The organism is Vicinamibacterales bacterium (assembly GCA_036504215.1).
Classification (GTDB): domain Bacteria; phylum Acidobacteriota; class Vicinamibacteria; order Vicinamibacterales; family Fen-181; genus FEN-299.
Map to the genome: position 1 here is coordinate 114086 of DASXVO010000005.1, position 14777 is coordinate 128862.

Consider the following 14777-nt stretch of genomic DNA (forward strand, 5'->3'; position numbering starts at 1 on the left):
AGGGCGGGACGGACTGTCGTCGACTGCCCTGCCTCCACCTCCGGTGTCCGTCCTACTTTCCGACCGATGCCGCCGCTGCGCCAGTCTCCTGCGCGTCCTCCGGCAAGTTCTCGATGAAGTGCTCTGCGTCGAGCGCGGCCATGCAGCCGGAACCGGCGGCCGTGATCGCTTGCCGATAGACGTGGTCCTGAACGTCGCCGCACGCGAACACGCCCGGCACGCTGGTGTGCGTGCCCTCGTGGGTGAGGAGATAACCGTTCGCGTCCATCGCCAACTGATCGACGAACAGTGACGTATTCGGCGTGTGGCCGATGGCGACAAAGAGGCCGTCGAGCGGCAGTTCGCTCCGGTCGCCCGTCACCGTGTCACGCAGCACCACGCCAGTCATCCGCCCCTGCTCGACGTCCCTGACCTCCTCCACCACCGAGTTCCACCGGAACTCGATCTTCGGGTTGGCGGCGGCCTTGTCGCGCATGATCTTCGAGCCGCGCAACTCGTGGCGCCGATGGATCAACGTCACGCGCGATGCGAACTTCGTGAGGAAGATCGCCTCCTCGAGCGCCGAATCGCCACCGCCCACAACGGCTATCGCCTTGTTGCGAAAGAAGAACCCGTCGCAGGTCGCGCACGTGGACACACCGTGTCCCATCAGCCGGCGTTCCGAGGGCAGCCCGAGAAGTCGGGCCGACGCCCCGGTGGCGACGATGACCGCACGGGCGGTGAAGGCCGCGTCGGTCGTGCGCACGGTGAAGGGTCGTCTCGAGAAGTCAACCGACTCGACGTGGCCCTCGATGATCTCGGTGCCGAACCGCTCGGCCTGCGCGCGCATCGCTCCCATGAGTTCCGGCCCCATGATGCCGTCGCTGAACCCAGGGAAATTCTCGACGGTCGTCGTGATCATCAACTGGCCGCCGGCCTCCCGGCCCTCGATGAGCAGCGGACGCAGGTTCGCACGGGCCGAGTACACCGCCGCCGTCAATCCTGCCGGTCCCGATCCGATAATGATGACGTTTCGAGGCTCGTTCATAGATTACACGTGGCGTTCGACCATCTTCTTGATGGTGTCCTTGTCCACGGCACCGACGATGGTGTCGACCATCTCGCCGCCCTTGAAGATCATGAGTGTCGGGATGCCGCGGATGCCCAGGCGCATCGGCACCTCCGAGTTCTCGTCCACGTTCATCTTCGCCACCGTGAGGCGGCCTGCAAAGTCGTTGGCCAGCTGATCCACCGTGGGAGCGATGCGCTTGCACGGCATGCACCACTCCGCCCAGAAATCGATGAGGACTGGCGTGGCGGACTTCACGACGGACTGCTCGAACGTTGAATCGGTGACGGTCTGGATGATATCGGATGCCATCGGTGCTCCCTCTGGGACCGCGCGTCGCGGCCGGCTCGGTTTCGTGTCTATTGACTGGATTCAGGACGGCTCGATCTGGTTTCAGTCCTGTTTCCTGGCCCGGATCGCACGCTCGTACACTTTGACGTACTCGGCGGCCGATACGTCCCAGGAATGGTCCTGGGCCATGCCCGCCATCTGAAGCGTCCGCCACACTTTCGGCTTCTTGAACACGCTCAGCGCCCTCTCCAGGCACGTCAGCAGGGCTTCTGCCGAGTAGTCACGAAACTTGAATCCCGTGCCGGAGTTCGTTCTCGCGTTCCAGTTGTCGATCGTATCATCGAGGCCGCCGGTTGCGCGCACGACCGGCACCGTCCCGTAGCGCAAGCTGTACATCTGGTTCAGACCGCAGGGTTCGAAGCGGGACGGCATCAGGAACATGTCCGCCCCGGCTTCGATCAGGTGCGCCAGCGACTCGTCGAACCCGATGGTGGCGGCAATCCGGTCCGGGTGGCGCGCCGCCAGCGATCGCCAAAGTTCCTCGTAGCGAGGCTCGCCGCTGCCGAGCAGCACGAAGGTGGCGTCGAGTTCGGGCAGGCAATCGGCTATCTCGGCCAGCAGGTCGAAGCCCTTCTGATCGACCATCCGCGATACCAGCCCGACAATCGGCCGCTTGCTCGTGCCCGGCGTCGCCGGCAGACCGCAGCGCTCGAGCAGCGCCAGACGCGACTTCTGTTTGCCCACCAGCGTGTCCCGGTCGTACGGCGACGGAAGGAACCGATCGCGCGCCGGATTCCATGCCTCCACGTCGATGCCGTTCAGGATTCCGCACAACTGCTTGCTGCGACGACGCAGGATCCCGTCGAAACCAAACCCGAACTCCGGCGTCTGGATCTCCCGGGCGTAGCGCCGGCTGACCGTGGTGACGACGTCGCTGAAATTGATGCCGCCCTTCAGGAAGCTGAGCTTTCCCCAATACTCGAGGCCGTCGATCCCGAACAGCTCCCACGCCAGGCCGAGCGCCGGCATCCAAACGGGCAGGAACAGCCCCTGGTAGGCGAGGTTGTGGATCGTGAACACCGACGCGACGCCACCGAGTGCAGGGTGGTTGGCAAAGAGCGTCCGGAGGTACACGGGTGCGAGGCCCGCCTGCCAGTCGTGGGCGTGCACGACGTGCGGGCGGAAACCGCTCCTGGCGGCGAACTCGAGCGCGGCCCGCGCGAGCAGCGCGAACCGGGTGGCGTTGTCGGGATAGTCCTCGTTCCCGACACCGTAGAGATCCGGACGGTCGTAGAGTTCGGGACAGTCGATCAGGACCGCGCGAGCTCCATCCGCGAGCTGGTGCGCCACGAATGCGGTGTCCACCGTCCGGCCAGCGACGGTCAACGGGATCCGGTCGACGACTTCACCGCCCGCCCCCGCCGCGTAGCGGGGCACCACCAGGTCCACGCGGTGCCCGAGGCGCGCCAGCGCCAGCGGGAGCCCACCGGCGACATCACCCAGGCCGCCGGTCTTCGAGAACGGGACAGCCTCCGACGCAATCATCAGGATGTTTCGTGGCGGCATGGCACCTCGTTTCGATCGCAGACCAGTTTACACGCCAGCTCGAGAATAGACCACGAAGGCGACATTCTCACGCAGAGGCCGCATGGATCGCAGAGACACGCCTTGCACGCGTCTGTGCCCCGCCTTCCCCCCTGACCACCTTCTTCCGGGCCTCCACGGGCTCTGCGAGCTGTGGGTAGAAATCACCGCTGCTTGCGCAGCCGGTCGATCAGGGCTCGGAGGTCGTTGGGCAGCGGGGCGGCGAACTCCACGCGCCGGCGGGTGGCGGGGTGGCGGAACGCGAGCCGGGCGGCGTGGAGCGCCTGACGGGGGAATGCCGGTTCGGTCTTCTCGTCGCGCGCCCGCCCGAAGCGGTAGACACGTTCGCCCACGAGCGCGTAGCCGCGCGAGCCGGCCTGCACGCGGATCTGGTTGCGCTTGCCGGTCACGAGCGACACCTCGATCAGCGCCTGGTGTCGAAACTGCTCCACCACCCGAAAGCGCGCCTCGGCGTCCTTCGCGCGTTCCTCCTGACCGTGGGCCCGTTTCTGGACGAGGCGCTCGGCATCCCACACGAGCTTGTCGCGCCACACGCCCGAGGTCGGCTCGATGCGGCCGTTCACGACCGCGAGGTAGATCCGTTCCGGCGTTCGCCTCTCGAACTGCGCCTTCACGGCCTCGCGCACGTCCTGGGACAACGCGAACACCACGAGCCCGCTCGTGTCCCGATCGATGCGATGCACGACGTACGGCCGCACGCGCAAGGCGGACCGCAGGTGGTCCGCCAGCAGGTCGCGCAGCGTCACCTCTCCGCGGGCCTCGCCAGGCAGCGGCTCGACCAGCCATCCTGGCGGTTTGTTGACCACGATCAGCGAGTCGTCCTCATAGACGAGGTCGAGGGCCTCGCGGGACGCGACGATCTCGCGGGTGCGAGGCCGTGAGCTGCCCGGCCGGTCCGGCCAGAATCCCACGCGGTCGCCCGCCGAAAGACGTCGGCCCGCATCGGTGAACACGAGTTCCTTGTCGTTGAGGAAGATCTTCCCGCACTCGATCGCGTCACGCGCCTTGCCGCGCGACCCGATCTCGGGCCGCGCCGCCAGCCAGGCGTCGAGGCGCGTGCCGGCAGCCTTCGCGTCGGCGGTCCACGTTTTCATCGCACACGACTGTACAAGAAAACGGCCCCAGGAGCCGAACGCTCCCGGGGCCGATACCGCGATGCGCCGTGGCACCGCGAAACGGAGAGGCTAGAACGACCAGCGGAAGCCGAGCGTCGCCTGGCGCCCGGACTGGAGCGTCAACGGATCACCGAAGGCCACCTTGTAGCTCTGGCCCGTCGCGTCCGTCAACGACCTGGTCGGGTACCGCGTGTTGCGGCTGAGAACGGCGCCCTGGTTGAACACGTTCGCAATATCGACATACACACCGAAGCGATGGACGCCGAACGCGAATACCTTCTCGGCCCGCAGGTCGAGGTTTGTCGTCGAGTCGTTCAGGTTGCTGTCGCGCGGCTGCAGGTTGACGTCCAGCGAGCCGCTCCAGGCGAACCTGCTCCCCGGCATGCGTGAAAACGCCGCATACGGATAGCCCGACAGGTAGCGCCAGTACCCGTTCAGCGACACCTCGACCTTCGGAATCTGGTAGCCTCCAAAGATCTTCACCTCGTGACGGCGCTCGTACGACGTTGGCCCGTCGTAGTACCCGAGGATCGTGTTCGGCGTCTCGAACTGGCCGCTCGAGATACCCGCGTAGGTGCCGTTGCCCACCCGGCCGGTCGTCTTCGACAGCACATAGGAGATCTGCGCCTGCCACCGGTTCCGCATCGCCCGCTGCAGGACCAGCATCATGCCTCGGTACTTGCGGTTCGAGTCGACGCTGACGGTCTGCCCGTTCGAGAGGTTGTACGTGACGGAGTCGGTGTTGTGGATGAGGAACTGCTGCGTTCCCGGGTTGGCCCACTTGTAGAGGGTCAGCGCCGGTCCTCCCGGCATCGGGTTCGCGAAGGTGAACGGCGTCCACGAACCGTTGACGAGCGTGGAGTTCACGAAGTTCTTCCAGTCGCGCATGATTCCGGTCGCGGTGAACTTGAAGTCGCGGCCGATCTGCTGCTCCCAGGAGAAATTGATCTCATCCACGCGCGGGTGCTTGATGTTGTCGGCCACCGAGTACTTCGAGGCGCCCGGCACGACGTTGATGGGCGGCTTGCGGAGAACCGGATTCGCCACCGTCCCGCCAACCTCGTACGTGAGCTGATCGTCCATACCCGACGCTGCCCGGCTCCACGACGAGAACACCGCGCTGTCGTACAGCTGGCCGTAGTAGCCCTTGAGCACCGACATGCCCTTGCCGGTCACGTCCCAGGCGAACCCGACACGCGGACCGACCGACAGCGTCGAGTAGAGCTGCTTGCCCGTGATCGAGTCTTCACCGGTGATGTGGTCGACGCGGACGCCGAGATTCGCCGTCACGCGACCGAGCTTCCACTGGTCCTGCGCGTAGAACGACTCGCGCTTGTTCTTGCCCTGCAGGTCGTACCCGTAGGTGTACGCCAGGTAGGGCTGGCCACCGTAGTCGTAGTAATACACGCCCGGGCTGACGTAGTGGTACCGGTCGCGGATGCTGCTGCGCTCGATTTCCGCACCGAACTTGAAGTTGTGGGACCCGGCGAGCTGCGCGTACTTCGACACCGCGGCGTTCAACTGGTTGCGCGTCCGGTCGTACTGCGAGTAGGTGCCCGCACCGCCGGAGTAGGCGCCCGTCTCGCCGTCCAGATGCGCCGGCGCCTGGATGACCGGATTCAGGTCGTAGTAACCCCACCAGCCCGTGAACTTCGCCTCGAGGAAGGTGGACGCGTTGAACACCTTGCGATACTGCGCGTTGTAGATGACCTCGGGCGAGTCCTGGTCGATCGTCTGGTTGTTGCTCGTCACCGCGTAGCCGGGGATGTAACCGGTCCGGCCCTTCTGGTTGTACGAATCGTACTGCAGCGACCCGACGATGTTGTCGTTCGGCGTCGGCTGGAACGTGAACTTGAAGTTGAAGCGCGGGCTCACTTCCTGACGGATCGGACCGGTGACCTTCTGCGAGATGAAGTACCGCTGGATGCTCGTGAAGAAGAAGATCTTGTCCTTCTTCAGCGGCCCGCCCAACTGGACCGTGTAGTCCTTCATGCTGAAGATCACCGGCGGCGTCCCGAGGTTCTTGTTGAGCTTCGTGATCGCCGGATCGGTGTTGTTGCCCGCCAGGCTGTCGGACGTGTAGCGGTACTCGGACAGGGAGGAGAACCGGTTCCCGCCCGACTTGGTGATCGTGTTGACCACCGTGCCGGTGAACCCGCCGTACTCGGCCGGCTGGCCGAGACCGCCCACCTGCACCTCGTCGATGATGTTGTAGTTGTAGAACGCCCAGGCCGTGCCGCCCTCCGGGTCGCGCGTGTCCACGCCGTCGAGCATCAGCGAGTTGGCCCCGTCCGACGCGCCGCCGAACGCGGAACCATCGTTAACGCCGGGCGAGTACTGGAGGATGCTGACGGCCGGGTTGTTGTGCGACAGCGGCATGCTGAACAGCATGTCCTGCGACATGTTGGTGTCGGTCGCCGTCGACGTCGTATCGATCGTCACGGCGTTCGCCACGACATCAACCGTCTCGGACAGCCCGCCCACGCCCATTTGCAGCGGTACGTCCACCGTCTTGCCGACACCGACATCGAGGCTCTGCTGCTCCTTCGGCCTGAAGCCCTGCAACTCGGCCTTCACCGAGTAACTGCCAGGCGTGAGGCCGATGAAGCGGTACTCACCCTTCGAGTCTGTGACCTGCGTCTGAGTGCCCGTCTTGCCCGTCAGCGTCACGGTGACGCCCGGCAGCACGCCTCCCTGTTGGTCGGTGACCTTGCCGCCGAGCGTGCCCGTCAGTGACTGGGCACTGGCAGCTCCGGCGAAGGCCACGAGCGCGACAAGGAGGGCGAAGATGACTGTGCGTCTCATGCTCTTATGCCTCCTTGCCTACTGATTGGCGCGAATGACGGAGTGGATGCGGTCATGACTGGCCGAGTAGACCGCGAAGCCAGTCCCGGCGCCCACAACGGCCAGCACGATTAGCCCGGCCGGAGTCTTGAAGAACGACTTCGAGCCGAGTTGTGCCGTACCCTCGGAGCTACCCGCCGGACGCGCCTGCTCGAGGCGTGCAGTGGCCGCGGCCTTGGCAATCGAGGCCTTCAGGGGCGTCGGAGCCGCCTTGCCTTCGTCTGCCAGGGACGGCAGGGGAACGGCAACGAGGGCCACGGCGAGCGCCACGGCCCGCGTAGCCAGCCGCCATCTGCGGACTTGAAGTTTCACCTTGTTCTCCTCCTTGGAATCGAGATGCCGCACTGCACGAGAACTGCCCGGTCTCGACAGCGCCCGCGAGTATACTCCAAACGCTCTGCCACTCACACTAGATCACCTTCGCCACCCCCCACTCCCGCAAGTCGTTGATTCCAATAGGGCGACCTCGCGCATACGGATGCACGGCTTCGTATGCGATCCAATCCGCTGGACTGGTTCGTGCAACTATCTGGACGATGCCGCCCGATCGGGGCACGGGAAGAAGGCGGACAGGCGCCGCAATCGCCCGAGCAACGGGACACCGTGCGCCTCGAGACCGGCGCCAGGTTGACGACCGCGCGTCGATGGGCGAGCATGACGGGATGGTCAGGCGTCGAGGCAAGTCGCACAGCGTATCGGAGACAGCGGGCTCGGGCGTCGCCAGCCAGCGATCTGCGGCCAGTCAGCCGCCCGCTCGTCGGCCGCCGTGGATCGTCCTCGCCGCAATCGTCGTGGCCCTCGCCGTCGTTGGTGGCGGCTGGTGGTGGACGACCTCACGCCCGGCGCGCAGTACCAGCGGACTCGACCTGGGACGCGTGACTTCCGGCGCGAGGGTCAGCGACCTCAATCTCCTCGTCATCACGCTCGACACGACCAGGGCCGACCGCCTCGGCGCCTATGGCTTCAAGAACATCGAGACGCCAACCCTCGATCGCCTGGCGCGAGAGGGCGTGCTGTTCGAACAGACGATGGCGACGGCACCCCTGACGTTGCCGGCCCACTGCAGCATCTTCACGTCGAAGTTTCCGCCCGAGCACGGAGTACGTGACAACGGCGGCTTCTTCCTCTCGCCCAACCAACTCACGCTCGCCACCTTCCTGAAGCGGAAAGGCCTCACGACCGGAGCAGTCGTCGGCGCGTACGTGCTCGACGGCAAGTGGGGGCTGAACCAGGGCTTCGACGCCTACGTGGACGACTTCGACCTCTCGAAGCTGTCGGGCTTCGCGCTCGGCGACGTGCAGCGAGTGGGGAGCGAGGTCGTGGACCGCGCGCTGCCCTGGCTGGAGAAGGTGAAGGGGCAGCGGTTCTTCGCGTGGCTGCACTTCTACGACCCGCACACCCCGTACGAAGCGCCCGAGCCCTTCAGATCACGCTACGCCGACCATCCGTACTCCGGCGAGATCGCCTACATGGATTCGCAGATCGGGCGCGTCGTCGAATTCCTGGAGACGCGCGGGCTGCTGGATCGCACCATCATCGCCGTCATGGGCGACCACGGCGAGGGCATCAATCAACACAAGGAGGGCACGCACGGATTCTTCATCTACGAGAGCACGATGCGCGTGCCGTTCATCATCCGCGCGCCGTTCGATCGGCTCCGCGGACGTCGGGTGGCAGATCCGGTGCGGTCGGTGGACCTCTTCCCCACCGTCCTCGACCTGATGGGTCTGCCCTCGCCCAAAGGGATCGCCGGCGTCAGCCTCACCCCGCTCATGAACGGAAGCCGGACGACGCTCGACCTCGAGGGCTACGCTGAGGCGCTCTACCCCCTCCATCACTTCGGGTGGAGCGAACTCAGGGCGTGGCGGGCTGGACGGTACAAGGCGATCGACGCTCCGCGTCCCGAACTCTACGACCTCGAGCGCGATCCGCACGAAACGACCAACCTGTACGCCGAGCGGCGTACGATGGCGGACGGCATGATTGCGCGGCTGCGCGAGAAGGAGAAAGACACGCCGAGCGCCGAGTCCGCATCGAAGCCAACGCCGGAAGTCGATCCGGAGGCCCGCGCCCGGCTGGCGGCCCTTGGCTACGTCGGGTCGTTCGTGGCCACGGTCACCGGACCGAAGAGCGATCGCGCCGATCCGAAGGACAAGATCGAGCTGTTCAACCTGATGACCGACGCGCGCGAGGTCGCCAAGGACGAGAAGTCCTTCGAGCGAGTCGTCGCGATGTACCGCAAGGTCGTCGCCGACGACCCGAACGTGATCGACGCGTGGTTCAACCTGGGGAACGTCTACTACCGCAATGGGAAGCACGAGGAGGCGATCTCGTACTTCAAGCGGGCGCTCGAACTGAAGCCCGACTACGACCTGCCCGTCATCAACATGGCCAACGCCTACCGGCGCATGGGCAAGGATGATGCGGCGCTCGCGGGCTACGAGCACTATCTGACGATCGATCCGAAGAACGCGCACGTGCGCTACCAGGTGGGCGAGATCTACCTCGACAAGGGCGATGAAACGCGCGCCGAACAGAACTTCAAGCAGGCGCTCGAGATTGATCCCAAAGAAGCCTCGGCCCTGAACGCGCTTGGCGTCATCGCGTTCACGCATGGCGACCTGGCCACCGCGGAACGTGAAGCGCGCGCCGCGCTCGACATCAAGAAGGACGTGCGGCTCGCGCACTACAACCTGGCGCTCATCGCGGAGGAGCGCCACGACCTGGCGGCCGCTGAAACCGAGTACCGCAAGGAGCTCGAGCTGCATCCGAACGCGTACAAAGCCGCGTTCAACCTCGGCCGCCTGTACGAGCGCGTCGGCAAACCCGTCGAGCAGATCGCGTCGCTCAAGCAGGCCGTGGATCAGAACCCCCGGTTCGGCGAGGGCTGGGTCTTCCTGGCCAAGGCGTATCTCGACACCGGGACGAACTTCAAGGAGGCGATCGACCTCGCAAAGCGGGGGATCGACCTCCAGCCGCGCGCCGACATCGCCGCGCTCGGACACTACGTGCTGGCCGATCTCTACAACCGGGTCAGCCGCCCGCAGGACGCCGCCCGCGAGGTGGGCCTTGGCCGCGCCATCGACGGTCGTGGCCGTTCGTCGCCGGCACGCTGACGCGGAAGGTGCGGGGGCGCGACTGGATCCTGACGTAGAATCTTCGCGTGCCCGACATTCGTCCTCGCACTCTCCGTGCAGAACCTCGCGAAGTCCTCGAACTGAAGCAACTGAAGGCGCGGCAGCCGGAACTCGCCGATGCCGTGGACCTGCAGCTCGCGCTCCTCGACCTGCAACGCCGCGTCCAGGGCAGGGTGCCGATGTCCTGGGTGGAGGCGGCGCCAGACTGGCTCAAGCAGCAGCACGAGGCGGGCCGTCCCCTGCTCCGCTTCGAGGACATCCCCCTCGACTGGACCGACTTCAGGCTCGTCTTCCGGCAGACCGCCGACGTCCTGCGGCGCTTCGACGCGATCGAGACGGCCGACTACCACGCCATCCAGTCGATGTCACGCGACGGCCACGCCCTCGAACCGCTCGTCGTTCGGTGGTTCAACCGGGCCGCCGCCCCGGACCTCGTTGCCGAGGATCCGACGCCACGAGCGCCGGCGTCGCAGGAGGCACTCGACCAGGTGCTCGCGCTGGCGATGCGGCCGTTCCTCGAACGCTGTGCGGACATCATCCAGCAGCGCGCTGACTTCAGCACCTGGACGCACGCGAACTGCCCGCTCTGTGGCGGCGAACCGGAGTTCGCCGTGATCGTGACGGGCGGCGATCGCCTCCTCATCTGCGGGCGGTGCGCGGGACGCTGGTGCTTCGACGCGGGCGTGTGCCCGTTCTGCCGGAACGACGACCGCGGCCTCCTGCCGTCGTTCAGCAGCCGTGACGGCCTCTACCGCCTGTATGCGTGCGATGTCTGCAAGCGGTATGTCAAGGCGTATGACGCCCGGCAGGGTGGGCGCCCGGTCATGGTGGCGGTGGATTCGATTGCGACGCTGCCGCTCGACGCGGCCGCCATCCAGAAGGGGTATCTCGGGTAGGTGAAGACGGGGACCCGGACAGACGTCGTCCTATTCCTGCGGCGTTTCCTTCTTCCCGAACATGTCATGGGTCTTCGATGAGAGCCAGCCCCACAGGTTCCTGGTCTCGTTGAATCGGCCCGCATTCGACCTGGCGCCAAGCACGACGACCGCGACCTGCTGGTTCAGCTGCGGCACCCTGAGCAGCGTCGCGAGGCAGTAGCCGGACCGCGCGATGAAGCCGGTCTTGCCGCCGACGACCGAGCCTTCCATCTCGCTCCGCGTCAGCAGCTGATTCGTGCTGTGGACGGTGATGGGCCGCCGGCCGAGCGTCAGCGTGTACTCCGGCTTCCGCATGATCTCCGAGATGCGCTCGTCGCTGGCCGCATACGCGATCAGCCGCGCCATGTCGTAGGCCGACGACATGTTCGACGAGTCGAGGCCGGACGGATCCGCGTAGGTCGTGCTCTGCAGGCCGAGTTCCCCGGCCTTCTCGTTCATGCGCGCCACGAAGCCGGCCGGTCCCCACGGCGAGATCCGGGCGAGCGCGCGCGCTGCCGCGTTGTCGGAGGAAATGAGCAGCAGGTGCAGCAGGTCGTGCACCGATATCTGATACCCCGCGCGCAGGTGCGTCGTCGACGCCGCGAAGGCATCGCTGCGCTCCACCGTCACGACCTGCGACATGTCGGGATCGCTCTCGACGAAGACCACCGCCGTCATGACCTTGGTGATGCTGGCGATCGACCGCTTGTCCTGCGAGTTCTCTTCCCAGAGGACCTGGTGAGTCTCGGGGTTGTAGATGATCGCCGCCGCGGCGTGGACGTCCGGCACGAGCGCGCCCGAGGCGTCGGTCTTGTAGCGAGGGATGGGCGTGTCGCGGACCATCCGGACCCGCGCCGCGACCCGTGCGCGGGACAGCTTGGCGTTCCGGGCCTTCGACGCCTGCGGGGAGTACGCCGCCGGGTGCTTCGTCGAAACGGCCTTGGATACGGAGTGCCGCGAGCGATGCGGCGCTGGCGACGCGGGAACGACGGAACTGGCCAACAGCGCGACCGACAGGCACACGACTCCTGCGAGTGTCGCGCCGCCGGTGCGTCCGTAACTCAATGTCATGAAAGGCTTCAACCGCAGGGGCAGGACCAGCCAGCGGCATTCTAGCAGAGAGACCGCAGACCGCAAGCCCATTTTACCCTATCCCAGTCATGGACCGGGACTTGTCGCGCCCGAACCCTCGGACGCGCTCTCATGGCCGTTATCGTACTCAACGCCCGTGCCAACGACGGACGACGGCCCGCGGACGCCCCCACGACCGGCCTCGGAGACGAGCCAGACGCCACAGGCACGGAATCCCGCCACTTTGGGCGCCTCATCGCGGCGCGCGCAGGTTTCGGGCGAAGCCCATCGTCTGCCCCGCGGCACACGATGGGCGCCAGCAACCCGGCGCCCCCTTACCGGGTTATCGGCGTGCGGGACCAACCGCACTACTCGTCCGGCCAATCTTCCGGGAGGCGCTCGGAGTCGCGAAGGAGCTGATCCACCCAGGAGTCGTCCTCTATCTCCGGATCGACGACCGGTTCACGGAGCATCTCCTCCAGTCGCTCGGCATCGAAGCCCACCAGCATCTGATCGTCCACGAGAATGGCCGGCACACGAGCTTCGAGTGCGTGGAACAGCAACTCGCGCATCGCGTTCGGATCCTCGTCCACCGTGCGCTCGGTGAACGGCTCGCCCCACGCCTCGAGCATGGCACGGGCGAGACCACAGAACCGGCACTCACTCGCCGAGAACAGGACGATGCGGTGGGAGGCCATACGGTGCCAGGAGCCAGGAGCCAGGAGCCAGAATTGAGTATCGAGAACCGAGAGCCGAGAATCGAGCATGCCGTTCGCCACGGGCGCGGCCGTCGGCAATCCGGACCAGCCCGGCGCGTGACCTTCCGATTTCACCGGGCCAGCGCGACGACGAGCAACAAGACCCGCTCTGTGCCCTTCCAGGAATCCGTCGTATCAAATGCCTCGGTCGGCGAGTGCGCGCCAACGCCGCGGCCGCCGCCACCCACCGTGATCGCGGGAATGCCCAGGCTCATCGGAATGTTCGCGTCCGTCGAGCCCTCCCCAAACCCCACCGGAAGGCCGAGCGCGGTGTTGACGGCCGCGGCGGCCCGCGCAATCGGCGCGGTGACGGCCGTACTGCCGGCCGGCCTGTCGCCGACGAGCGTGCGGTCCACCGTGAGCCGCCCGTTGTTCCATCGCTCCTCTTCCTCGCGGCACGCCTGGTCGATCGCCTTCTGGAAGCTCGCGTCCACCGAGGCGAGCGCCGCGGCGTCGGACGAACGCATGTCCATCTCGAACCAGGCCTCGGAGGCAATCGAATTGACCGACGTCCCGCCGCCGATCCGCCCGACGTTGAACGTCACCTTGGGCTCGCGCGGGACCTGGATGTCCGCGATTTTCGCGATCGTCCGGCCGAGCGCGTGGATTGGATTCACGAGGCCGAACGCACCGAAACTGTGGCCGCCGGGACCATGAAACGTGATGCGGTACCGATGGCTGCCCACGCCGACGTTGGTGATTCCGTGCTCCGTTCCGTCGATCGACACGAAGGCGTCAACCTGCCCCCGCATGGTCTTGCCGAACAACTCGCGCACGCCCCGCAGATCGCTCAGGCCTTCCTCCCCCACGTTGGCGACGAAGGTAATCGTACCGGGCGTCCGGACGTGGCCCGCGTCGAGTGCTCGGATGACACCCAGGAGCACGCCAAGGCCGCGCCCATCATCGCCAATCCCGGGCGCCCGCAGGATCGCGCCTTCGCGCCTGACACGAACGTCGGTGCCTTCCGGGAACACCGTGTCGAGGTGCGCGGCCAACACCACGTTCGGGTGCGCGCCGAGCCCGGGCCGCTCACCGATCACGTTGCCGACCCGGTCGGACCGCACGTTCTTCAGGCCGAGTGCTTCGAAACGCTGCTTGACCGCTGCCGCCCGCTCCCCTTCCTTGAAACCTGGCGCCGGAATCTCCGTCAACTCGACTTGATCTTCGATCACGCGCGCCTCGTGCTCGCGCACGTAGGTCCGCGCCACGCTCATTGCTGGATCCTGGAGGAGCTTCTCGACCGGCAGGGTCGTCGGCCCCTGCCCCCCCGCGCTGCCCGCCGCCAGCACGCACCAAACCACCATCCCCGCACATCGACGCATCATCAGCACAGGCTCTCCCTCCGAGGGCTTCATCTGGACGCGCACTATTCAGCCGCAGGGCGGGAGAAGTCAAGAGAAGATCCAAGTTTTTGTCCCCGGCGATCCAACGAACGCCGTTGGAGGGGCATCCTCGCGGCACGAGTGATCCTCACCCATCGGCGGTTTGTGCCGATTATCCGGGCGACTGGATCGCTTGACCGGTCACGCCCTTCCTGCCGGCGGTTTCGGCATGCCGGTTGCTTTGAGTCGCCCTGACGGGCGCCGCGAAGCGCGCCGAGCCCGCAGAAGGGGCTAACCACCCGTAGTTCCTTCTGCGAAACTTCGTGGTGTCCGTCCAAGGGAGTGACGTTATGAGCCTCGTTCGGCTCCTCGGGTTCTCCACACTGTCGTGCGGCTGCGTCGTCGGCCGGTATCTCGAGTTGTCCGGCAACCGCGAAGTCGTCTACGTCGAGGAGAAGGGCGACGCCTGCGACGCTCACGGGCATCGTCGCAATCACGTGATTGCGCGAGCCCGGGAGGCGGCCACGCTGATGACCGCCGTTGTCGCGGTGGCCAAAGCCTCGTAGCATTCCGCGCGGTGACCGAACCTCATCCCTGAGCCATAGGCCGCACTGGGCGGCGTGGCGCCACTCTCTGGTTCTCTCCGGGTGATCGTCGAACTCGCCCCCC

The 14777-nt window shown here is 66.2% G+C and carries 12 protein-coding genes; 3 read left to right on the top strand and 9 right to left on the bottom strand.

All coding sequences use genetic code 11. From position 1 onward, the window contains the following. Positions 1 to 52 precede the first annotated feature (52 nt). From trxB to VGK32_01425, 6 genes are all read right to left on the bottom strand, one after another. On the bottom strand, positions 53 to 1027 hold the full coding sequence (gene trxB, locus VGK32_01400; GenBank protein ID HEY3380389.1) for a thioredoxin-disulfide reductase: 975 nt from the start codon (positions 1025 to 1027) through the stop codon (positions 53 to 55). Positions 1028 to 1030: 3 nt separating this feature from the next. Then, positions 1031 to 1360 carry a thioredoxin gene (gene trxA / locus VGK32_01405; protein ID HEY3380390.1) on the bottom strand — a complete coding sequence of 110 codons (330 nt, stop codon included), beginning with the start codon at positions 1358 to 1360 and terminating at the stop codon, positions 1031 to 1033. Between the two features lie 81 nt (positions 1361 to 1441). Next, positions 1442 to 2905 carry a glycogen synthase GlgA gene (glgA, locus tag VGK32_01410; protein ID HEY3380391.1) on the bottom strand — a complete coding sequence of 488 codons (1464 nt, stop codon included), beginning with the start codon at positions 2903 to 2905 and terminating at the stop codon, positions 1442 to 1444. A 182-nt stretch (positions 2906 to 3087) separates the two neighbouring features. After that, positions 3088 to 4038, bottom strand: a complete 951-nt coding sequence (locus VGK32_01415) for an RluA family pseudouridine synthase (GenBank protein ID HEY3380392.1) — start codon at positions 4036 to 4038, stop codon at positions 3088 to 3090. 90 nt (positions 4039 to 4128) lie between these two features. Further along, positions 4129 to 6864, bottom strand: coding sequence for a TonB-dependent receptor (locus VGK32_01420; GenBank protein ID HEY3380393.1), 2736 nt, complete (start codon positions 6862 to 6864; stop codon positions 4129 to 4131). A gap of 18 nt (positions 6865 to 6882) precedes the next feature. Continuing rightward, on the bottom strand, positions 6883 to 7215 hold the full coding sequence (locus tag VGK32_01425; protein HEY3380394.1) for a hypothetical protein: 333 nt from the start codon (positions 7213 to 7215) through the stop codon (positions 6883 to 6885). Between the two features lie 350 nt (positions 7216 to 7565). Between VGK32_01425 and VGK32_01430 the strand changes: the two genes are divergently transcribed. Both VGK32_01430 and VGK32_01435 read left to right on the top strand, forming a co-directional pair. Beyond that, a complete protein-coding gene (locus VGK32_01430) occupies positions 7566 to 10019 on the top strand; it encodes a sulfatase-like hydrolase/transferase (GenBank protein ID HEY3380395.1) in 2454 nt (817 codons plus the stop codon). A gap of 47 nt (positions 10020 to 10066) precedes the next feature. Further along, positions 10067 to 10936, top strand: coding sequence for a formate dehydrogenase accessory protein FdhE (locus tag VGK32_01435; protein ID HEY3380396.1), 870 nt, complete (start codon positions 10067 to 10069; stop codon positions 10934 to 10936). 30 nt (positions 10937 to 10966) lie between these two features. Here the strand turns inward: VGK32_01435 and VGK32_01440 are convergent, their stop codons facing one another. The 3 genes from VGK32_01440 to VGK32_01450 form a co-directional block, all read right to left on the bottom strand. Next, on the bottom strand, positions 10967 to 12028 hold the full coding sequence (locus tag VGK32_01440) for a serine hydrolase (GenBank protein ID HEY3380397.1): 1062 nt from the start codon (positions 12026 to 12028) through the stop codon (positions 10967 to 10969). A gap of 368 nt (positions 12029 to 12396) precedes the next feature. Next, positions 12397 to 12795 (bottom strand): glutaredoxin family protein, encoded by a 399-nt coding sequence (locus tag VGK32_01445; protein HEY3380398.1) that lies wholly within the window; start codon positions 12793 to 12795, stop codon positions 12397 to 12399. Between the two features lie 62 nt (positions 12796 to 12857). Then, complete coding sequence (locus tag VGK32_01450; GenBank protein ID HEY3380399.1) at positions 12858 to 14111, bottom strand: M20/M25/M40 family metallo-hydrolase; 1254 nt, start codon at positions 14109 to 14111, stop codon at positions 12858 to 12860. 347 nt (positions 14112 to 14458) lie between these two features. Between VGK32_01450 and VGK32_01455 the strand changes: the two genes are divergently transcribed. Beyond that, positions 14459 to 14674, top strand: coding sequence for a hypothetical protein (locus VGK32_01455; protein ID HEY3380400.1), 216 nt, complete (start codon positions 14459 to 14461; stop codon positions 14672 to 14674). Positions 14675 to 14777 lie beyond the last annotated feature (103 nt).